Source organism: Exiguobacterium aurantiacum (genome assembly GCF_001766415.1).
Taxonomy (GTDB): Bacteria; Bacillota; Bacilli; order Exiguobacteriales; family Exiguobacteriaceae; genus Exiguobacterium; species Exiguobacterium aurantiacum_A.
The window spans coordinates 214571-235123 of the sequence record NZ_MKXO01000003.1; the positions used below are offsets into that span (position 1 = coordinate 214571).

Consider the following 20553-nt stretch of genomic DNA (forward strand, 5'->3'; position numbering starts at 1 on the left):
CGCTCGCTATTATTCTGCCCAGCGATTGTCTTGTGTGAACGAGATCGTCAGCCATTTCTCATACGGCAAGAAGGCGAGCGCGTCCTCGATCTTTTGACGGATCCGGTCTTGCTCGGCGATTTTGTCATACGGGTAGTCTTTCGCCACGACGAGGTCGATCTCGATGAACAGAAGATTACCGGACTTCGTCGTCCGGACGTATGTTTTCGAGACTTCGTATTGATGGGCGACTTGGAGGATGGTGAGTGTGATCTGTTTACTGTACGGGGTCTCGGTGTTCATCCCGATCAATTCTTTGATGGCGACCCACATCTCGATGAGCGGCGTCTTGACGAGCCAAAGGGTGATCAGCATGAGCATGACCGGGTCGACGTACGGGGAGATGGCGTCAAACGATAGCCAGACGAGCACTTGGGCGATCAAATAGCCGACGAGGGCACCACCGGTCAAGATGAAGCTGAGCCGCCACTGAACGATCTCGGCACTGACGAGACCGGAGCTCGCTTTCATCTGGAACGTCCGTAAGTAGCGGAAGATCCCGTACGTCAATGCGCCGCTGATCGTAAGATAGACGAGCGCCCAACCGAGGACGAGGTCGTTGCCGCCGGCGCGGATATCATCGATCGCACCGAGGAAGGCGTTGACGATGACGAATAAGAGGACACCATATTGGAACAAGATGATGAACGGCTCGATCGTGCTCTTGCCGAACGGGAAGCGCTTGTCCGACGTCAGCATGAACACGCCGGCCCGGAGCGAGATCCAGCTCATGATGACGCTCAAGAACGAATAAACTCCATCGAACAGGATGAAGGCGGACGATAACGCATAACCGACGATGATGCCGGCGATGGCGAAGAACAAGGAGCCAAATACAGAGACACGTAGGACGAAGCGTTCGAGTTTGGGGTCTTTTGGCATGGGAATGTCCTCCTTAGAAGCTGAGCAGCCGTTGGTACGTGTTTTCCCGCTTTTCAGTGTTCCTATTCGAGGACTCGAGCCGTATGGTATGCTAGAAAAAAATGGATAAAGGACGGGGGAAGAATGAAGCTTGTCATACTGATCGGTCCACAAGCCGTCGGCAAGATGACGGTCGGACAGGAACTCGCGAAACAGACAGGATTGAAGTTACTGCATAACCATATGACGATCGATCTCGTCAGCCCGTTCTTTGATTACGGGACGGACGAGGGGCGCCGGCTCGTCCAACTGTTTCGGCACGAGTTATTCGAAGCGGTCGCGAAAAGCGATCAGCCCGGCTTGATCTTCACGTTCGTCTGGGCGTTTGATATGGAAGAAGACCGGACCTACATCGAAGGAGTGGCGGAACTGTTCGAGTCGCACGGGGCGGACGTCTACTACGTCGAGCTCGAAGCGGACATCGAGGAGCGGCTCGCCCGGAACACGACCGAGAACCGGCTTGCACACAAGCCGACGAAACGGGATATCGCTTGGTCCGAGGCCGAGCTGAAGCAGACGGCGACGCTGTACCGCTTGAACTCGCGTGATGGGGAGATCGATGTCGACAACTATTTGCGGATCAACAATACGGACCTTGATGCCGAAACGGTCGCGCGACAGATCCAACGCCAGTTCAACCTTTAGAAGTTTGAAGAGCGACGGCTGATTTGCCAAGCGGGACGAAAAGAGATAATCTAGCACTAGATGGTAATCATTACACTCTGCCTAGTCTATCCTTTGAAATTGGAGGTGAACAAGATGATAGAATTCAAATATGATACACAACTGTTGATCGAAGGGGAGCAACTGTCCGAAGATGCGATATTTGAGTACATCAACACAAGCTTCGCGGGAGATTGTTTATTGGCAGTCGGGGACGAAAATCTAATCAAGATTCATTTTCACACGAACGAACCGTGGGATCTCGTTAAATATTGTGCGTCGCTAGGTGAGATCTATGACATAGTGATTGAAGACATGAGTAGACAAGAAAGAGGTCTACCTGGTTAATCTACGAACAGAAAAGAGAGTTGTTCGCCGGTAAACGGTGAACAACTCTCTTTTTCTACACCCACCAATCAGGGCGCTCATAGTTGATCAATAGCTGCTTTTCCAGTAAGCGTTGCACGAGGTAAGACGTGACGCTTGGTAAAATCTCATCGATGTCGGCCGGGTGGACCATGACCTCGATCGAGTCGCCTGGTTGAATTGCGTCGAGCGTTGCCCGGGACACACCATCGCCGTAGAACTGGTCACTGAACCGCTCGGTCACCCACAAGTCCCGTCGTGCATCGAGTGTCGTTAAGGCCCGAAACGTCGTGTCGTATTCTTCGGCGAGACGGACGATGACGTCTTGGATCGCCGGCCAACCATGGACGTGATGATGGCTGTCGAGGTGATGGAGCGACAGTCCCGTCGCGCGGAACGCCTCGATTTGCGCTTTCCACTCGAGATAGACGAGCTCAGGGTCCGGTGCCGCTTCCGTCAGAAACCGGTTCGTGTAGCGGAACGTCCCGTCTTCTTTCGTGAGCGGTGTACTTGTCTTTGCGAGCGGCCGTCCCCACGTCAAGGCGAGGTGCACACCGACACGTAAGCCGGGATGAAGTTTTGCCATCGTGACGGCCTCCTCGACGGCATAGCCGTTCATCATCATCGTCGCCGAATTGACGATCCCTTTGAGGTGACTGTCGAGGATTCCGGTATTCACACCAGATGTCAGTCCAAAGTCATCGGCGTTGATCAAGACGTGTGTTTTATGCATTTTGCACGAGACCGAGCGCTTGGTCGAGCACTTGGTCGCCTTTCATGAGCCCGTAAGCCATATTGTCGATGACAGCGACCGGTACCGTGACGGATGCTTTGATCTTGCCTTCGAGGTAGCGGACTTGTGGTCCGATCAAGATGACGTCGACGTTCGTTTGTTCTTTCAAGCGTGATTCCGGGATGGCTTCGATTGTCGCGTCCAGGCCGCGCGCTGCGGCCTCGGTGCGCATTTTTTCAACAAGGATCGATGTCGACATACCGGCCGAGCAGACGAGTAAGATGTTCATTTCAATTCCTCCAATTGGTTGAGTCGAGTGATCATATCGACCATCTCGATCGCAAGTTCTTTGACGGTCATTGCCGTCATCAAGTGATCTTGGGCGTGGACGAGCAGGACGCTCATGTCGCTCGTCGCACCGCGTGCCTCTTCTTGCAACAGCTCGGTTTGAAGCTTGTGGGCTTCTAAAAACGCCTCATCCGCTTCTTTCATTTTCGCTTCGGCGAGTTCACCTTCGCCGCGTTTGGCGGCGGCAATCGCCTCGAACGCCGACGAGCGGGCGTTGCCGGCGTGCAAGATGATCATGAACGATAATTGTTGGATGCTTTCTGTCTTCAACTGATTTTCTCTCCTTCGTTGACTTCTGCTTTATTTTTATTGATTTCGGCCGTCATCGCTTTCGCTCCTGCCATGACGAACGGGATATACATCGCCGTCGCGATCGTCAAGTTGACGATTTGGAGCAAGACGCCGCGGACGCTGCCGCCGGTGACGAGGTAACCACTGATGATCGGTGGCGTCGTCCATGGGACGATGGCGACCGTCTTCGGTACCATGCCCGTTGAGAGGGCGACATATGACACGATCGTGAGCGTGACCGGTACCAAGATGAACGGGATCAACATGACCGGGTTCAACACGATCGGGAGACCGAAGATGACCGGTTCGTTAATGTTGAACAGTCCAGCCGGCGCCGACAGTTTCGCGACTTGGTGATACGGGTGGTTGCGCTGCTTGCGGACGACGATGAAGATGGCGAGAAGCAGGGCGAACGTCGTACCTGATCCGCCCATGAAGACGAACGAGTCGAGGAACGGTTTTGTCACCGTGTACGGGACGTCATACGCCGAGACGCCTGCTTGGAACGCGGCCAAGTTTTGCTCGATGAGCGGGAGATAGATCGGCTCGATGACCGAACCGATGATGTTCGTGCCGTGCAGTCCGAAGAACCAAAGGATGTGGTTCAAGAAAGCGATGACGAGACCGGCCGCGAGCGAGTCGCCGAACCCCTGAAGCGGTTGCTGGATGACTTTAAAGATGACTTCAAAAATGCTGAGCTCGACTTGGAGTGTCATGAACAGTTGAACTCCGGCGACGAGCGTCAAGATGAGCATCGACGGGATGAGTGCTTGGAACGAACGGGTGACCCCACCCGGTACGCCTTCCGGCATCTTGATCGTCAATTTCGTGTTGATGAGGTAACGGAACAGTTCGGTGACTGCGATCGAGACGATGATGGCAACGAATAATCCTTGGGCACCGAGCCAAGCGAAGTTAAGCCCCCAGTCTTCTGTGACCGGCACGAGCATGATGTATGACGCGACTGATAAAATACCGGAGGCGAGCCCATCGACTCCATATGACCGGGCCAAGTTATACCCGATCGAGAAAGCGACCAAAAGACCTAATATGGCGAACGAGGCCGTCCAAATGTTGCCGCCGAGTCCTTGCCAGTTCCCTTCGCCGAACGCATTGTTCATCATGCCGACGAAGTCGAGCGAGAGGCCACCTAAATTGATGGCCGGGAAGTTGTTAATGAGGACAGCGAGCGAACCGACGATGATGAGCGGCATGACCGAGACGAATCCATCACGGATGGCGACTAAGTGTCGCTGGGAACCGATGCGCCCAGCGATTTCGATAAACTTGTTCATGAGTAAACCTCCTTCTTAAATTGTGGTAAGTACGCTTCATGCGCGTCGAATAGCTCACGGAGGAGCGGATCGATTTTCTTCTCATCTTGGATGAGCGGGTTCATCAGGCAGGCGAGGTAGGCATCGTTGTATGAGCCGGACATCGCTGCGCGGATGGCGAGCTGTTCAAACGTCTTCAAATTAGTGATGAGTCCTTTGATCGGGAGCGGTAACGCACCGATTGAAATCGGACGTGGACCAGCCTTCGTGATGACGGCGTTCACTTCGATGACGGCGTCGTCCGGTAAATCGCGAATCGTGCCGCGGTTCAGTGTGTTCACCGTCTGGATATCACCGCGGTCGTTGTAGATCGAGTCCATCAAATTGCAGGCGGCGTCGGAATAATAGGCGCCGCCGCGCTGTTCGAGCTCAACAGGTTTCACGTCGAGATCGACGTCTTTGTATTTCTCGAACAGTTGCGCCTCGACTTGCTGGACGACCTCGGCGCGCGTGCCGTTCTGTTCATACGCCGCTAAATCTTTCGCGAGTACGTCCGCCGTTTGGAAATAGTATTGATGGTACGGGTTCGGCAACATGCGGAGCGATTTCAAGAACGATTCGCTCCAACCGAGCCCGACGATGTTCGCCGGCGAGTAGTCGGTGCCGGCGTTCAGTGACGCGAGCACGTCGTCCGTGCGATCGACGCCGTCGACCCAGACGTGGCGGCCGAACACGAAATGGTTGAGTCCGATGAATTCGATGGCGACACGTTCGACCGGGGTGTCTAAAATCTCAGCGACCGAGTTGCGCATGTTGAACGGGATGTTACAGACGCCGATGACTTTTTTGTGGGCCGAGTGTTGCAAGACGGCCTCGGTGACGATACCGGCCGGGTTCGTGAAGTTGACGAGCCACGCGTCCGGGCAAATCTCCGCCACCTCATTAGCGAGCTCGATCAAAACCGGGATTGTCCGGAACGCTTTGAACAAGCCGCCAGCACCGTTCGTCTCTTGACCGATGAAGCCGTGCTTGAGCGGGATGCGTTCATCCAAGGCGCGGGCTTTCAGGCCACCGACGCGGATCTGCGTCGAGACGAAGTCGGCGCCAACAAGTGCTGCTTTCCGGTCGAGCGTCCAACTGAGTCTGATGTCAGCGCCTGCCTTTTGAATCATCCGTTCGGCGAGACGGCCGACGATGTCTAATTTGTCTCTCCCTTCCTCGATGTCGACAAGAACGATCTCCCGAACCGGAAACGTCGCTTGTCGCTGGATCAAACCTTCAATGATTTCGGGGGTATAACTCGAACCTCCACCGATGATGACGACCTTGACTGCCATAGTGCCAACTCCTCCTTGTGAAAGCGATTTCTTTTTGTTGTAACAAATATAACAAATAATACAACTTGTCGCAATATAAAAAGTACAAATAATACAAATTGTTTTTTGTATTTGCATTTGTATGTTTGCTGTATCAGAATAAAGGAAAGAAGGATGACACAAAGGGGTGACAGAATGTCGCAGTCGACGCTTCAAACAGCCATCAAAGAAGAGTTATTGTCCCGTATCAAGAGCGGACATTATACAGAAGGCGAGAAATTCCCGACCGAGTACGCGTTATGCGAAGAGTTCGACGTCAGCCGGACGACGGTCCGCGGCGCGCTCAACCAGTTGACGACGGAAGGCTATCTCGTCCGCCAGCAAGGGCGCGGCACGTTCGTCGCCGGGAAGAAAGTACGGCAGACGTTATCGCATACGCCGAACAATTACGCGGCTCAGCTCGCCGTTCAAGGCAAGCGCGGCCAAGTGTCGCTCATCGACTTGTCGGTCGTCTCGGCGAATGCGCAACTTGCCGACGTGTTCACCGTCGACGAGCAGGCACCGATCCAAAAGATCGAGCGCATCCGTCACGCCGACGGAGAGCCGACGCAGTACGAGGTATCGTTCATCCCGTGGCAGATCGCGCCGGGTATCACGAAAGAGCAAGCCGAGCACTCGCTGTTCCAGACGCTAGCGGAAGTCCACGACGTCCACGTCGCCAAGACGACCGAGGCGCTCGAGATCGCGCTCGCCGACGAACGGATAAGCGATCTTCTCGACTGTCCGCTCGGGACGCCGTGCTTTTATATCGAGACGGTGACCGAGGACGCGTCAGGAAAAACGATCGAGTACTCACGTTCATATTTCCGAGGGGACAAGACAAGTTTTGTCATCGAACGGAGCTACGCTTGAAAACACGCCGAAACCTGGCGTGTTTTTTTGTAGTCATATTAAACAAAAATGAACGGGTTAAGGATTTGTCAGCCTTGGAGATATCGCATTCATTGAAACCAAGGGTCATGTTGCGTACAGTTAACAGTAGGAAGGCGGGATGTCATGTTATTCAAGAAAAAAACAGACGAGGAAGTGACAGGGGCGACGCGTTTCCAAGTCAAATTGACGGAACAGTTGCCGGAACTTGGCCAAGTTATGATACTCGTCGACACAGCGACCGGTGTCAACTACATCCAGACATGGGTCGGGACGGGTGGCGGCATCACGCCGTTACTTGATTCAAACGGTGACGTCGTGGTCGACGACGTGTCTAACTTTCAGTAAATAGGGATCGGATCGAGAAAGGATTGAAGACACATGCACATTATCGAATTCATTGGGGTCAGTCATAACGACATCCTACATAACATCACCGGCTACTTCCGCGAAGGCCGGATCACGACGTTCGTCGGACCGAGCGGCGCCGGCAAGACGACGTGCCTGAAGCATATTAACGGGCTACTATCGCCGGACGCGGGCGACATTTATTTCAAAGGCGAGAACATCCGCGATATCGATGTCATCGCGCTCCGGAAACAGATCGGCATGGCGTTCCAAAGCGCCCCGATGATCGACGGGACGGTGTACGACAACTTGAATTTACCGAAAGCGATTTTCGGGGAGACGCTCGACCGGGCTAAAGCGACAGAGCTGCTCGGAAAAGTCGACTTGGATGGCATCTCGCTCGACCAACCGATCAAGACGTTGTCGGGCGGGGAGCGGAGCCGGGTCGCCATCGCCCGGACGCTCGTCAATAAACCGGACGTCTTGCTGTTAGATGAGATCACGTCGAGCCTCGACTACCGGACGGTGAAAGAGATCGAGCATTTGATCGTGCGACTTCAAAAAGATTTCGGGGTCACCGTCATTTGGATCACCCACGACCTCGATCAAGCGAGACGGGTCAGTGACGACATGTGGTTTTTACGGAACGGGGAATTGATTGAGTTCGGAGACGCGTCGTTCATCGACGAGTCGGACAATCCGATGATCGGACGTTTCGTCAGGGGGGAAGAGCTATGACGTTCATCGAACTGATGACTTCCTTGATTTTCGTGGCGATTCCGCTCGGGTTGGCGTTATTTTTGAAGCTCGGTCTCGAGCGTGACATCGTCATCGCGACGGTACGCTCGATCATTCAACTGTTGTTGATCGGCTACATTTTAACGTTCGTCTTCGAGAGCGATAACCCGGTGTTCATGCTGCTCATGATCCTCCTCATGATTGGCGCGGCGACGCAAAACATCATCAAAAAAGGGGACGGCATCCCTGGCATCACCTGGATGATCGTCCTCACGCTCGTCACGGTTGAATCGCTGACGATGGGGCTCATGCTCGGGCTCGGCATCATCCCGTTCGAGCCGGAGAAAATCATTCCGATCAGCGGTATGGTCATTGGCAACTGTATGGTGTTGTCACTCCTGTTTTTGAACAAGTTCAAAGACGAGGTCGAACGAAGCGACGAGGTCATCGAGCTCATCCTGTCGATGGGCGGGGCACCGAAAATCGCAATCGAGCGGAGCTTGAAGAACGCCATCCGGACGAGTATGATCCCGACCGTCGAGGCGCAAAAGACGATGGGGCTCGTCCAGCTTCCGGGCATGATGAGCGGCCTTATCATCGGCGGCGCCGACCCGATGGAGGCGGTGTTGTACCAACTGCTCATCTTGTTCCTCATTTTGACGACGGCGACGATTTCGGCCGTCATGGTCGGCTATATGGCGTATCCGCGTCTGTTCAACCAAAAACTACAGTTTATCGGATTGACGTATCGGAAGGGGAAAACGACATGATCATAGGCATCCATCACGTGCAAATCACGATCCCAAAAGGTGAAGAAACGACAGCACGCGCGTTTTATTGCGACGTGCTCGGCTTGAATGAAATCGACAAACCGGAGTCGCTTCAAGGACGAGGCGGGTTTTGGCTTCAAGTCGGCGACCGAAGCGTCCATGTCGGTACCGAGGACGGGGTCGATCGGCTGAAAACGAAAGCACATGTCGCCTATACGGTGACCGATTTAGAGGAGTGGGGACGGAAACTCGAAGCAGAAGGAATCGAGCGGATTGAAGGGATTCCAATCCCTGGCTTTGACCGGTTCGAGTTCCGCGACCCGTTCGGCAATCGGGTCGAGATGATTCAGGCGATATGAGAAAAAGGAGCGCCCAAGTGGGTGCTCCTTTTGTCGGTTCACGAGATGCCGAACAGTTCCGTGACGGCTTTCCAGCTTGATGGGTAGGCGTTGCTGCCGGAATGCTGATGGATCAGTTTCCCGAGACGTTTCACAACGAGGCTCCACTGCGTCCCATCGGTGGTGTAATATCCTTTTTCTTCAAACACTTCAGGCCAACGATGTGAGGAGAGGGCGACGAATCGTTCGTGGACGCGTATCGCATCCTCCTTCTCGTACCAACCTGAGCTTGGGATTGCTACGCTCAAGTCGTAATCTTCGCGCCAAATCACTTCTCGTTTGACCGACCCGTCTTCAAAGAACGTCAACGTGGACTCGTTGTGGACACCGAAGCCACCGACGGAGAACGTGACGGTGATGGTCGGTTTCTTTTTACGGATGGCATCGAGCGGGATCGTCGGCTCGAACATCAATTTCTTTCGGCGTGACTCCATAAGCGCTAACTTCTCTTCTAGCGTGGCTCTCGGTCGTCGCATGACCGGTTCAAGGTGGTTGCGTGTGCTATATGTATTCAATTTTGTCGACCCTCTCTTTTGGTGTCATTCATACGTGAATTATAGGACATCCGGACAAGGCGGGTGAGCAAAATAAATGGTAGGGTGAATAGAAAAAAGAGGGCACTTAAATCGGCGCGCCCTATCTATCGTTATTGTGCAGGTGTCCCTTGATGGAATCGCATTTTCCATACGCCGTCAATCCTGACCCAAATCGAGCTGCGGAGAGCGGTCTTCTCAGTCGCGTGATTCTCGGTTCGATACGTAGCGAGCACGACATCGTCGCGGATGACTTCGAGGTTGAAGTCGGACAGTGTGATGTCAATCTCTCCAAGGTCCATCGTATTCGTGTCGTCTTCTTTGTATAAGACGCGACCGGAGCTCCCGATTTCAAAAAAATCTTCGGTCAACAGTTCACGCAATCGCTCAGGCGACGTCCGAACTTCCGTCGTCAATAAAAGGCGTTCTTTCTCTTCGATCAATGGTGCGAGCATTCGCGTCACTCCTTTCTAAAAACGTTAGCCGTGTACCGTATTCGTTTTCCCGAAATTCATGACGATGACACCGAGCACGATGACGATGAGCCCGATGCTATTCAGTGTCGAGAGCACTTCACCGTAGACGAATACCCCAATCAATCCGGTCGCGACCGTGCCAATACCGGCCCAGACGCTATAGGCAATGCTGAGCGGGATTGTCTTCAAAACGAAGCCCATGAGCGTGAACGAGACGGCGAAACTCGCAAGCAGGATTACGCTCGGCAATAAATTTGTGAAGCCGTCTGACAGCTTCAGCATCGATGTTCCGAGCACCTCGAACGAAATCGAAACCAGTAATAGCATATACCCTTTCACACGTGTCCCTCCTTCATATTTTCATCAAGACGAGCCCGACGATGACGAGTCCGATGCCGATGACGGTCTGTTTTCGAACTTGTTCCTTGAACACGAGAAAGCCAATCAATGCCGTCGCGGCCGTGCCGACCCCGCTCCAAAACGCGTAGGCGAAACTGAGCGGGATGGACAAGAGCGCGAGCGACAACAGATAAAACGCGGTCACGTATCCGAGCGCGACACCGAGGATTGGCAGTCGGTTCGTCGACGTTGCGTTCAGTTTTAACATACTTGATCCGAACACTTCCGCGATAATCGCAGCAACTAGATAAGCAAAACCCATATAACCGTGACCTCCAACAATATCAGTAGTGTATTCAATGTCATCACTTCATGTACGTTGCTGTGAATGTAGCAAAATCTATAAGGGTTGTCGATAGAATAAGCGAATGGGATAATTAGGAAAAGGAGATGGTTGGATGAATCGACGCCAATACGCACCGCTCTATATGACGCTCGCACTCTTTTTGTTGACGTTCTTAACACTGTTTACGTTGAACGGCCGCGTCTTTCCGGATTTAGACTTGCTGACAGCCATCTGGGTGTATCTCGCCTTGGATATCGCGTTGCTTGCCACACTCATCTGGGGACTTTTCTCGAAGGAGAAGATGGTTAGATTATTCAGCCTCTTCGCGAACATCGGATTGATTGTACCGTTATCGATTTGGATTTTCCTGTTGTTATTCGCGAACGGAATTTCGGAAGCATGAATCATCAGAAACAAGACGTACCATTTCTGATGCGGCCTGTCCCGTTCTTCATCTTATTTGCGCTATGCGGGCCGCTCGCGTTAGCACTCGTCGTGATTTACTGGCGCGATCTGCCGGAGGATATCCGGGGTCCTCATCTGATTATTGCCATCATCTTTTCGCTGTTTTTCATCGTGAAACTGCTTCCGGACGGCCTCCTGCAAATCATTCTCTTCTCGTTCACGTACACGTTCGTATTATTTCTCACTTACAGCATTCTCGGGAGAAAGCGGGATAAGAAAAACTGAACGCTAACCCTCCAGAAAGTGGTCTCGTACCACTTTCTTTTTATTTTGCATTAATAGTAGGAAAAATATTTCCAATCTCTTTTTGAAATTTTGGCATTGCGCATCCTTTTTTTGTTTGCTATGCTTCTCAATGAAAACGACAATGATAATCATTATCAATGATAAAGCATTCCTGTTGCCTACATAGACAAGATCAACAACAGGGATGCCGTTCGATTGAGAAGGTTGTCGGCGTGATCAATACATATAGGGAGATGGAAAAAGTGGGGAAATTAAAAGCATCAATCATGGCGACATCGCTCGTCTTGTTGCTCGCGGCATGCGGGAACGAGAATGAAGCAAAAGATACGGGTAACGCGGAAGCGGAAGCGAAACCGAAGACGGTGGAAATCACGGACGCACACGGCACGATCGAAGTACCGGTCAACCCGGAGAAGGTCGTCGCGCTCGACAACCGGACGTTCGAGACGCTCTCGGATTGGGACATCGACTTGGTCGCGGCACCAATCGGATTGATTCCAGCGGACTTGCCTTATAAAAATGATAAAGACATCGTTGACGTCGGGATGCACAATGAACCGAACTTAGAAGCAATCGCCGGTGTCGATCCGGATGTCGTCATCGTCGGTCAACGATTCGCCGACTACTACGACGACATTAAAAAATTAGTTCCGGAAGCAGCCGTCATCGATTTGAATATTGAGCTCCCAGAAGATGCGGGCACGCCAGGTGAAATCTTGGTAGAAGGCTTTGAGACGACGACGCGTTCACTCGGCCAAATCTTTGAAAAAGAAACGGAAGCAGATGAACTCATCAAAAGCTTCGAAGCATCGATCGACAGTGTAAAAGCTTCATACAACGGTGAAGACAAAGTGATGTCAGTCATCGTCTCAGGCGCCGATATCGGATTCTCGGCACCGAATACAGGTCGTGTCTTCGGACCGATGTATGACATCTTTGACTGGACACCTGCCCTCGAGGTAGAGAAAACGACAGGTGACCACCAAGGGGATGAGGTATCGGTTGAAGCGATTGCTGAGAGTGACCCGGACTGGTTGTTCGTCCTCGACCGTGACGCGGCGATTTCGAGCATGGAAGACGCTGTACCTGCAGCAGACGTGATCGATAACGCACCGGCACTTCAAAAAACAAAAGCCGTGACAGATGCAAAAATCGTTTATGCACCGAACGACACGTACATCAACGAGTCGATTCAAACATACTCTGAACTATTCAACGATATCGCAGCCGCGCTTTCGAAGTAAGGGAGTCATGTTGTGCAAAAACCAATGACAGCAAGGGTTGAGACATTGTCTCAGCCCTCCTTTTCTAACATATGGACAAAGTCCTTTGTCGTAGCAGTTCTCGTTGTCTTCATGTTGGCATGCCTCTCGCTCGTGACCGGCGTCTATGACATTCGTCAGGAGGGCGGAGCGGATATGTTTTGGATTACCCGCGTCCCGCGCACGATTGCCATCATGTTGACCGGTGCCGCCATGGCGATGTCGGGGCTCGTCATGCAACTGATTACGCAAAACCGTCTCGTCGAACCGACGACGACCGGAACGCTCGAATGGGCGGGGCTCGGTCTGCTCACTGTGTATCTGCTCGTTCCGGCGCCGACGCTCATGATGCGCATGACGGGGGCCATCGTCTTCTCGTTCATCGGAACGATGGTCTTCTTCTGGTTCCTGCGCTCGGTCAAACTTCGCTCATCGTTGATCGTCCCGATTATCGGGCTCATGCTCGGGGCGGTCGTATCGGCCGTGTCGACGTTTCTCGGCTTGTTCTTCCAAGCGAGTCAGACTATTGAAGGCTGGTTCGTCGGGTCGTTCGCATCGGTGCAGGTCGGACGTTATGAATACTTGTGGCTTATCATTCTCGTCACGTTCTTCATCTTCATCCTCGCGAACCGGTTAACGCTCGCCGGACTCGGCGAAGATATCGCGACGAGCCTTGGCGTCAACTATAGCCGTCTCATCTTGATTGCGACGGGGCTGATCGCACTTGCGGTCGGGGTCGTGGCGACGGTCATCGGTAATCTGCCGTTCCTCGGACTGATCGTCCCGAACATCGTCTCGATGTTTCGTGGAGACGATCTCCGCAGCAACTTGCCGTGGGTATGCGTCATCGGTATGGGCACGGTTCTCGTCAGCGACTTGATTTCGCGGACGATCATCATGCCGTTTGAATTACCGGTATCGCTCATTCTCGGGACGGTCGGGTCGGTCGTGTTTATCGCGATTCTCTTGAGACAACGGAAGACGGGAGGGGTACGATGAGCACACTCATCGAAAACAAGACGAAGCAACGGGAAGCGTATGACGTCGATGGTCGATCCGTGCATACGGAAGAGCGGTGTGCGACGGCGTTCCGTTCGAAACGAGAACAGCGCCGTTATTGGCTGTTCCTTGCATTCTTCATCGTGGGCGGACTGCTCTGTGCGTTCGGGTTACTCGTCTACAACAATCCGGTCCCGTTCGATTCGCCGTCGTTCATCCCGGTCGTCGAGCGTCGGGTCGTCGCCGTCATCACGATGGCGATCGCCGCGCTCTGTCAAAGCTTGGCGACGGTCGCGTTTCATTCGGTGACGAACAACCGCATCATCACGCCATCCTTGCTCGGGTTCGATGCGCTTTATTCGACGATTCAGACGAGCATGATCTTCTTCTTCGGTGCGGGTGCGTTAATCGGTTTTTCGGGAACCGGTGCCTTTTTGACCCAGGTCGGCCTCATGGTGCTCATGAGCCTGCTCTTGTATGGCTGGCTCTTGTCCGGGAAATACGGGAATCTGCAACTCATGCTTCTCGTCGGGATCATCATCGGGACCGGTTTGAATTCGGTGTCCTCGTTCATGCGCCGTATGCTCGCGCCGTCGGATTTTGATATCCTTCAGGCCCGTCTGTTCGGATCGGTCATGCATGCTGATGCCGCGTACTTCCCAATCGTCATTCCGATTGTGATTGTCGTCGGAATCATGTTGTATAGCTTCTCAAATCGCTTGAACGTCGTCGCACTCGGGAAAGATGTAGCGACATCGTTCGGGGTGAACCATCGGGGGAGCGTCATCTTTACGCTCATTCTCATCTCGCTATTGATGTCGGTATCGACAGCGCTCATCGGACCGCTGACGTTCTTTGGATTCTTGGTGGCGACGCTCAGCTATCAGGTTGCTTCGACGTATGACCATAAGTATATGTTTCCGATGGCGTTCGCGCTCGGTTTCTTCGTGTTGACGAGCGCGTATTTCTTTATGTATCACATTCTCAATACACCGAGTGTCGTGTCCGTCATTATCGAATTGTTCGGCGGAATCGTTTTCTTGGCAATCATCTTAAGGAGAAAATCGCTATGATTCAACTTGAACAAGTACAAAAATCGTATACGGATGACGTCCGAATCGGACCGATCAATCTCGACATCCCGAAAGCCGGGTTCACGTCGTTGATTGGGCCGAACGGGGCCGGCAAGTCGACGACGCTCATGATGATTGGCCGCCTGCTCGATTTAGACGCGGGTCAAATTCAAGTCGCGGGGATGGACGTGTCGAGCACGAAATCGAAAGACTTGGCGAAAATCATCACGATTTTACGACAAGAAAACCATTTCGTGACGCGTCTCACCGTCCGTCAGCTCGCCGGGTTCGGTCGCTTCCCGTATTCGAAAGGACGGTTGACGCAAGAAGATGAACGCATCATCTCGAAGTATATCGACTTCCTTGATTTGACGGAGCTCGAGCATCGTTATCTCGATGAACTGTCGGGCGGGCAGCGCCAGCGGGCGTACGTCGCGATGGTGCTCTGCCAGGAGACGGAATACGTGTTGCTCGATGAGCCGCTCAATAACTTGGACATCGCTCGCTCGGTCCAGATGATGGAATACTTGCGCCACGTCGCCGACGAGTTCGGCCGGACGATCGTCACCGTGCTCCACGACATCAACTTCGCGGCCAAGTACTCGGACCGGATTTGTGCGATGAAAGACGGCAAGATCGCCGCCTTCGGTACGGTTGATGAGATCATGGTCGCCGAGACGCTATCCGACATCTTTGAAACGAAGCTTGAAATCATTCAAGGACCATACGGACCGATTGCGGTCTATTAATAGAAGGAAGGAGTGACGACGATGCAAATTTACTGGACACCGATTCAACGAGTTGTACAGGAAGCGCCAGATACATACACGTTCCAACTCGAGCTCCCGGACGGCTTCACGTGGGACGAGGGGGCGCATACCCACTTCGCGTTAGAAGGGTTCAACAAAGAAGACAAACCGAACCGGAGCTTGATTCGCCACATGTCGATCTCGACGCTGCCGCGTGAAGGCGCGATCGGTATCACGACACGGATCAAGCGAGAGTGCTCCGAGTTCAAGTCGATCTTGCGTGATATGAAGATTGGCGAACAAGTCGCCATCTTCAAGACACATTCGAACGTCCCATTGAAGCGTGAGGGGAAGAATGTGTACTTGTTGTCGGCCGGTGTCGGGCTCGCGACGTTCCGCCCGATCGTACTCGAATACTTACAGAATGGGGCAGGTATCCCGCATCTCCATTCGCTGAACGTCGACACGTCAGCGAACTATCTATTCAACGACGTATTTACGTCATCAAACAGCTTCACGGCAGAGTTTGTCGCCAATCGTTCAGATTATTACGCGGCGGTCGAGATGCTCGCGACCGATCAGGATGGTTTGTATTACATCGTTGGGAGCGACGACTTCTTGCGGGAGACGATCGCGACACTACGTGAGCGAGGCATCGCACGCGATCAAATTGTGCTCGACAAGCATGACTTTCAGTTGGATGAGTTTTTAGCAGAAAGAGACAAAAACACGATCTCTTCTTCAGGCAATGGATAACGATTGAGCAATCTCGTGCAATCAAAAAAAGGGTGCCGATTCATTCGAAAACAGAATGAGTCAGCACTCTTTTTCATTTGCTATGGACGTCAGACATGTCTCAGATTGTGAACTCGATTCCTTTAGAGGTGAGCCAAGCTATTAACACGCCATACCCGAATATACTGATGGCTGAATAGATGAGAAGTGTAGAGCGCCTCATCCCAATCGAATGACCAATCACGCCAACTACCCATGATCCTAATAGAGGCGTGACGAGGATGATGGACCAACTGCCATGTTCGCGCATTAAATGACTAAAGCGGTGTTTCTCTAGGCGGTCTAACCAGCCACTAAGACGTTTGAATCGATGAAGCCAATCGTAAAAATAAGCGAGCAGAGGAACCGGCAAGAAGTTACCAAGCCCGGCCCAAAGGACGGCAGAGACGCCGTCGAGACCGAGTAACATCGTACTCGGGATGGCTAAATAGATTTCGAACATAGGGAAGAAGCCCATGAACCATGCGGTCGCAGACAGACTGATGTATTCAAATAGATTCATTTTGATTCTCCTTTATGTTCAATCGTTTGACCACTTGTCTTCACGGTGAATGCCTAAATTCAGATTATTGAGTACTTCAATCGAACCTTTGACATCAATCTATTCTTCCAAGAAATAATCATAGAATCGTCCTTCGTCTCGAATCAATTCCTTTGAGTTGGGCGGGACATCCTCGAGGAAGAGCTCCATCTGATGTTCATTTTCCACGTGTACATAATAGTGTAAATCACCGATTAATCTTGGGTCTTCAATCACTTCGATTTTCATCAGTCCGCGTTCCTCGGCATTCGAGAGTCGCATCACAAAGAGCCAACAATACATACATTCTTTTCACTTTGACGGTCTTTACTAAAAAACACGTCTCGGAAGAATTATTGCTTAATCCATTTCGCACTCCGGCCGAGTCCAGACGGAGCGATTTCCCCTTCATCCCGCAATTCCCGAAGGACACGGTTGATGGTCGCCTCACTAATGTCGGGACAAGCATTCCGAACATCCGACTTGGTAAACGGTACGATTCTCCCTTCTACGAATCGTCTAATCCGGCTACTCTTACTTTGACTTCCTGACGTGACGAGTCCTACACGATCTTCTAGCTCTTTATATGCGGCAAGGATCACGCTCAACAGATAATGAATCCATGGAAAAGGGTCTTGTTGGTTCTCATGCCAATCGATTGAGGACAATCGCAGGGATTCATAGTAATCTTCTTTTCGTTCCTCGACAATCTTCTCGAGACTAATATAGCGACCGACCTCGAAGCCGAATTGATAGAGCATCAACAAGGTTAAAAGACGGGCGATTCGTCCGTTCCCGTCATTGAACGGATGGATGGATAAAAAGTCGAGGATGAACATACTCGTCAAGATGAGCGAATCGACGTCTTCATTTTGCCGACGTTCTTTTACACTGTCACATAAGGCCTGGACAGCCGCTGGGGTCTCAAAGGCTGGGACTGGTACGAAACGCGTCCGGCGCGTGCCATCAGGGAAGGTCTCACTGATTTCATTATCGACATTCTTCCATCTCCCGCCCTCAATCGGAACAAACTTGTAGAGCTCTTTATGGAGCTGAAGCAATATGTTCGGGTTGATTGGGATGTCCTGGGCTGAGGCATGAATCAAGTTCAATACATCCCGGTATCCGGCAATTTCAGCTTCCGAGCGGTCGGCCGGGTCAGAGGTCTTCGACATGATGGTGTGTAGGCGGCTCTCGGTCACGACGATTCCCTCGATTGCATTGGAAGCCTTGGTCGATTGGATGACAGCCACGTCACGCAAGGTGTTCAGAATTTGAGGCGCCTGTTGTTTATACAGGTCTTGTTTGCCTTTGTATTCATTGATGTGGCCGATCAATCGTACGGTCTCCATCGGCAAGGAGAGATTTCTTAAATACTGATAATCGTAATTTCGCATAAGAATCACCCTCATTCATTATCAAAATTGATTAAACATATTCATTTCATCAATTTTTGACTATGTTTAGCTATAATATAACCTATTTATGATGAGTTTAAAATATTAAACATACTCATTCTCTTAATGTATGACTATGTTTAGGGATAGATGAGTTATATTTCAAATTATGAACGTGAGTGACATGAAAAAGCGCATCTCCGATTTCAACGAAGACGCGCTTGGTTCATATGATTCATCGTATGTGTAGCATCAGACTTCTTCATCATTGTACGGAAGTTCGACACTCAGACCGAGGACACGTTCCTCGGTCTTTTTGTGTGACAAATCGCGACGAACCGTTCGAACAGGTCCCGTCCGTCCGGTGTCCCGATCGACTCGGGGTGGAACTGGACGCCGTACGTCGGGTGTTCGGGATGCTCGAGCGCCATGATGACACCGTCCGCAGTCTTAGCCGTCACGGTGAGTTCCGTCGCTTGGACGACGAGCGAATGATACCGCATGACGTCCATCGGTTCCCCGTCAAACAAGGCACCGGGTGTCGTCTCGATCACGGACGTCTTGCCGTGCATGACCTGTTTGGCCCGGCCGACCGTGCCGCCGAACGATTCGGCGATGACTTGATGACCGAGACAGACACCGAGGATTGGGATTTGTCCCGACAGCTGTCGGACGACGTCGAGGGAGACACCGGCGTCACCTGGACCACCTGGACCAGGTGAAATGATGATACCGGACGGGTTAAGGGCGCGAATTTCATCGACCGTCAGCTCGTCGTTACGGACGACCAAGACATCGCTGAACCGGGCGACGTCTTGATAGACGTTATATGTGAACGAGTCGTAGTTATCGATCAGTAAAATCATGCGAACACCTCCAACAGGGATTTGGCTTTATGCAGCGTCTCTTCATATTCAGACACTGGGTCCGAGTCAAAGACAATGCCGGCCCCAGCTTGGACGTACGCCGTATCATTTTGGACGACCATCGTCCGGATGGCGAGGGCGAAGTCGAAGCCGCCCCGGACGTCGAGATAGCCGACGGCCCCGGCGTATACTTCACGTTTCACCGTCTCGAGCTCATCGATCAACTGCATCGCCCGAATCTTCGGCGCCCCAGAGACGGTGCCGGCCGGGAGACAGGCCCGTAGCGCGTCGATCGGGTTCAAGTCGTCACGCAGTTCGCCTTCGACTTCGGAGACGAGATGCATGACGTTTTTGAAACGCTCGACTTCCATCTGTTTCGGGATCGTGACCGTGCCGACTTTGGCGACGCGGCCGATGTCGTTCCGGCCAAGGTCAAGTAGCATCCGATGTTCGGCCAGCTCTTTCTCGTCTTCAATCAAGTCGGCAGCGTGGCGCATGTCTTCTTCGACGGTCTTGCCGCGCGGGCGCGTACCGGCGATCGGGTTCGTCGAGACGCGGTTCCCTTCGACACGGACGAGACTCTCAGGCGACGCCCCGAGGACGATTGCTTCGCCGAGGTCGATGTAGAATAAGTACGGGCTCGGATTAAGTTTTCGCAGCGTCCGGTAGAAGTGGAACGGGTCACCGGTGAACGTCGCGTCAATCCGTTGCGACAACACGAGCTGGAACACCTCGCCGGCAAGGATTGCTTCTTTCGCTTTCAAGACACGCTCGATAAATGCGTCTTTGTCGGTCAAGATCCGTTCGCTCGTTCGGACGACCGGCGCGAGTTCATGCGTCTTCGCCGTCTCGAGCTCGATTTTCAACTGTTCGAGCCGGGCCGCTCCGTCGCTGTCGCCGGTGTCGATCAAGATGACACGCTCCTCGAGATGGTCGTATAAGACGACCGTCTCATAGCGCTGGAATAACGCGTCCGGCAAGTCGCGCGTCTCGGTCGGCGTGTTCGGGATTGGCTCGTACGTCCGCAGCAGGTCGTAGCCGATATACCCGACGGCGCCGCCGATGAACGGGTAGGGGGCGTCTTCCGTGTCGCGTGCGATCAATGTGGATAAGACGGCGAGCGGGTCGTCCGTTTGGGTCGTGCCCGTTGCATCGGTCACGGTGTTGCCGTCGACACGGATCGTCTCGACCGGGTTCGCCGCGATGATCGAGTAACGTCCGTGTTTGCCTTCAGCCCGGCTCTCGAGCAGTACTTTCCGCTCTCCTTGCAATCGGTGGAAGATTGCCACCGGGGTCAGTTCGTCGCCGTTGATGATCAGTTGTTCCATGTAATCTCCTCCTCCAAATAAAAA

General features: G+C 52.6%; 28 protein-coding genes. 14 read left to right on the forward strand and 14 right to left on the reverse strand.

What is annotated here, in order from left to right; translation table 11 throughout:
- Positions 1 to 9: 9 nt before the first annotated feature.
- Positions 10 to 921 carry a cation diffusion facilitator family transporter gene (locus BJU60_RS08660; RefSeq protein ID WP_070328490.1) on the reverse strand — a complete coding sequence of 304 codons (912 nt, stop codon included), beginning with the start codon at positions 919 to 921 and terminating at the stop codon, positions 10 to 12.
- Between the two features lie 123 nt (positions 922 to 1044).
- On the opposite strand from BJU60_RS08660, the gene BJU60_RS08665 reads away from it, so the two are divergent.
- Both BJU60_RS08665 and BJU60_RS15470 read left to right on the forward strand, forming a co-directional pair.
- Positions 1045 to 1605, forward strand: a complete 561-nt coding sequence (locus tag BJU60_RS08665; protein ID WP_070328491.1) for an AAA family ATPase — start codon at positions 1045 to 1047, stop codon at positions 1603 to 1605.
- 114 nt (positions 1606 to 1719) lie between these two features.
- Complete coding sequence (locus BJU60_RS15470) at positions 1720 to 1971, forward strand: dihydroxyacetone kinase (protein ID WP_035386313.1); 252 nt, start codon at positions 1720 to 1722, stop codon at positions 1969 to 1971.
- Between the two features lie 55 nt (positions 1972 to 2026).
- Here the strand turns inward: BJU60_RS15470 and BJU60_RS08675 are convergent, their stop codons facing one another.
- The 5 genes from BJU60_RS08675 to BJU60_RS08695 are packed head-to-tail and all read right to left on the reverse strand — an operon-like array spanning position 2027 to position 5972.
- Positions 2027 to 2722, reverse strand: a complete 696-nt coding sequence (locus tag BJU60_RS08675) for a carbohydrate deacetylase (RefSeq protein ID WP_070328492.1) — start codon at positions 2720 to 2722, stop codon at positions 2027 to 2029.
- Positions 2715 to 3011 carry a PTS sugar transporter subunit IIB gene (locus BJU60_RS08680; protein ID WP_070328493.1) on the reverse strand — a complete coding sequence of 99 codons (297 nt, stop codon included), beginning with the start codon at positions 3009 to 3011 and terminating at the stop codon, positions 2715 to 2717. The genes BJU60_RS08675 and BJU60_RS08680 overlap by 8 nt, the downstream gene beginning before the upstream one ends.
- Positions 3008 to 3307, reverse strand: a complete 300-nt coding sequence (locus BJU60_RS08685) for a PTS lactose/cellobiose transporter subunit IIA (RefSeq protein ID WP_035386318.1) — start codon at positions 3305 to 3307, stop codon at positions 3008 to 3010. Before BJU60_RS08685 ends, BJU60_RS08680 begins: the two co-directional genes overlap by 4 nt.
- 29 nt (positions 3308 to 3336) lie before the next feature.
- Positions 3337 to 4656 (reverse strand): PTS cellobiose transporter subunit IIC, encoded by a 1320-nt coding sequence (celB, locus tag BJU60_RS08690; RefSeq protein ID WP_070328494.1) that lies wholly within the window; start codon positions 4654 to 4656, stop codon positions 3337 to 3339.
- Positions 4653 to 5972, reverse strand: coding sequence for a 6-phospho-beta-glucosidase (locus tag BJU60_RS08695; RefSeq protein WP_070328495.1), 1320 nt, complete (start codon positions 5970 to 5972; stop codon positions 4653 to 4655). Before BJU60_RS08695 ends, celB begins: the two co-directional genes overlap by 4 nt.
- 174 nt (positions 5973 to 6146) lie before the next feature.
- Here BJU60_RS08695 and BJU60_RS08700 point away from each other — a divergent pair, with 174 nt between their 5' ends.
- From BJU60_RS08700 to BJU60_RS08720, 5 genes are all read left to right on the forward strand, one after another.
- A complete protein-coding gene (locus BJU60_RS08700; protein ID WP_070328496.1) occupies positions 6147 to 6863 on the forward strand; it encodes a GntR family transcriptional regulator in 717 nt (238 codons plus the stop codon).
- Positions 6864 to 7007: 144 nt separating this feature from the next.
- A complete protein-coding gene (locus tag BJU60_RS08705; protein ID WP_070328497.1) occupies positions 7008 to 7229 on the forward strand; it encodes a DUF6440 family protein in 222 nt (73 codons plus the stop codon).
- 33 nt (positions 7230 to 7262) lie between these two features.
- Positions 7263 to 7967 carry an ABC transporter ATP-binding protein gene (locus tag BJU60_RS08710; RefSeq protein ID WP_070328498.1) on the forward strand — a complete coding sequence of 235 codons (705 nt, stop codon included), beginning with the start codon at positions 7263 to 7265 and terminating at the stop codon, positions 7965 to 7967.
- Positions 7964 to 8737: an ABC transporter permease gene (locus BJU60_RS08715; protein WP_070328499.1), complete on the forward strand. Its 774-nt coding sequence runs from the start codon at positions 7964 to 7966 to the stop codon at positions 8735 to 8737. Before BJU60_RS08710 ends, BJU60_RS08715 begins: the two co-directional genes overlap by 4 nt.
- On the forward strand, positions 8734 to 9096 hold the full coding sequence (locus BJU60_RS08720) for a VOC family protein (protein WP_070328500.1): 363 nt from the start codon (positions 8734 to 8736) through the stop codon (positions 9094 to 9096). Before BJU60_RS08715 ends, BJU60_RS08720 begins: the two co-directional genes overlap by 4 nt.
- A gap of 38 nt (positions 9097 to 9134) precedes the next feature.
- On the opposite strand, the gene BJU60_RS08725 is transcribed toward BJU60_RS08720, so the two are convergent.
- The 4 genes from BJU60_RS08725 to BJU60_RS08740 all read right to left on the reverse strand — a co-directional run bounded on the left by BJU60_RS08725 (position 9135) and on the right by BJU60_RS08740 (position 10805).
- Positions 9135 to 9611 carry a hypothetical protein gene (locus tag BJU60_RS08725; protein ID WP_141737238.1) on the reverse strand — a complete coding sequence of 159 codons (477 nt, stop codon included), beginning with the start codon at positions 9609 to 9611 and terminating at the stop codon, positions 9135 to 9137.
- Positions 9612 to 9781: 170 nt separating this feature from the next.
- Positions 9782 to 10123: a DUF4440 domain-containing protein gene (locus BJU60_RS08730; RefSeq protein WP_070328502.1), complete on the reverse strand. Its 342-nt coding sequence runs from the start codon at positions 10121 to 10123 to the stop codon at positions 9782 to 9784.
- 24 nt (positions 10124 to 10147) lie between these two features.
- Positions 10148 to 10483, reverse strand: a complete 336-nt coding sequence (locus BJU60_RS08735) for a DMT family transporter (protein WP_070328503.1) — start codon at positions 10481 to 10483, stop codon at positions 10148 to 10150.
- A gap of 13 nt (positions 10484 to 10496) precedes the next feature.
- Entirely contained in the window at positions 10497 to 10805 is a 309-nt protein-coding gene (locus tag BJU60_RS08740) for a DMT family transporter (RefSeq protein WP_070328504.1), read from the reverse strand.
- A gap of 136 nt (positions 10806 to 10941) precedes the next feature.
- Between BJU60_RS08740 and BJU60_RS08745 the strand changes: the two genes are divergently transcribed.
- The 7 genes from BJU60_RS08745 (at position 10942) to BJU60_RS08775 (ending at position 16379) form a co-directional block, all read left to right on the forward strand.
- Positions 10942 to 11232 (forward strand): hypothetical protein, encoded by a 291-nt coding sequence (locus BJU60_RS08745; RefSeq protein WP_070328505.1) that lies wholly within the window; start codon positions 10942 to 10944, stop codon positions 11230 to 11232.
- Complete coding sequence (locus BJU60_RS08750) at positions 11229 to 11519, forward strand: hypothetical protein (RefSeq protein ID WP_070328506.1); 291 nt, start codon at positions 11229 to 11231, stop codon at positions 11517 to 11519. Before BJU60_RS08745 ends, BJU60_RS08750 begins: the two co-directional genes overlap by 4 nt.
- 263 nt (positions 11520 to 11782) lie before the next feature.
- On the forward strand, positions 11783 to 12784 hold the full coding sequence (locus BJU60_RS08755) for a siderophore ABC transporter substrate-binding protein (protein ID WP_438802342.1): 1002 nt from the start codon (positions 11783 to 11785) through the stop codon (positions 12782 to 12784).
- Positions 12785 to 12808: 24 nt separating this feature from the next.
- The gene (locus BJU60_RS08760) at positions 12809 to 13801 is read left to right on the forward strand and encodes an ABC transporter permease (RefSeq protein WP_370259176.1); all 993 of its coding nucleotides are present in this window, start codon (positions 12809 to 12811) and stop codon (positions 13799 to 13801) included.
- Positions 13798 to 14874, forward strand: coding sequence for an iron chelate uptake ABC transporter family permease subunit (locus BJU60_RS08765; RefSeq protein WP_070328509.1), 1077 nt, complete (start codon positions 13798 to 13800; stop codon positions 14872 to 14874). The genes BJU60_RS08760 and BJU60_RS08765 overlap by 4 nt, the downstream gene beginning before the upstream one ends.
- The gene (locus BJU60_RS08770; RefSeq protein WP_070328510.1) at positions 14871 to 15623 is read left to right on the forward strand and encodes an iron ABC transporter ATP-binding protein; all 753 of its coding nucleotides are present in this window, start codon (positions 14871 to 14873) and stop codon (positions 15621 to 15623) included. Before BJU60_RS08765 ends, BJU60_RS08770 begins: the two co-directional genes overlap by 4 nt.
- 21 nt (positions 15624 to 15644) lie before the next feature.
- The gene (locus BJU60_RS08775) at positions 15645 to 16379 is read left to right on the forward strand and encodes a ferredoxin--NADP reductase (RefSeq protein WP_070328511.1); all 735 of its coding nucleotides are present in this window, start codon (positions 15645 to 15647) and stop codon (positions 16377 to 16379) included.
- A gap of 100 nt (positions 16380 to 16479) precedes the next feature.
- Here BJU60_RS08775 and BJU60_RS08780 read toward each other — a convergent pair whose 3' ends face one another.
- The 4 genes from BJU60_RS08780 to trpE form a co-directional block, all read right to left on the reverse strand.
- Positions 16480 to 16920 (reverse strand): small multi-drug export protein, encoded by a 441-nt coding sequence (locus BJU60_RS08780; RefSeq protein WP_070328512.1) that lies wholly within the window; start codon positions 16918 to 16920, stop codon positions 16480 to 16482.
- Between the two features lie 371 nt (positions 16921 to 17291).
- A complete protein-coding gene (locus tag BJU60_RS08790) occupies positions 17292 to 18335 on the reverse strand; it encodes a Fic family protein (RefSeq protein WP_070328514.1) in 1044 nt (347 codons plus the stop codon).
- Positions 18336 to 18622: 287 nt separating this feature from the next.
- The gene (locus BJU60_RS08795; RefSeq protein WP_070328515.1) at positions 18623 to 19201 is read right to left on the reverse strand and encodes an anthranilate synthase component II; all 579 of its coding nucleotides are present in this window, start codon (positions 19199 to 19201) and stop codon (positions 18623 to 18625) included.
- Positions 19198 to 20529 carry an anthranilate synthase component I gene (gene trpE, locus BJU60_RS08800; RefSeq protein ID WP_070328516.1) on the reverse strand — a complete coding sequence of 444 codons (1332 nt, stop codon included), beginning with the start codon at positions 20527 to 20529 and terminating at the stop codon, positions 19198 to 19200. The genes BJU60_RS08795 and trpE overlap by 4 nt, the downstream gene beginning before the upstream one ends.
- Between the last annotated feature and the right edge of the window lie 24 nt (positions 20530 to 20553).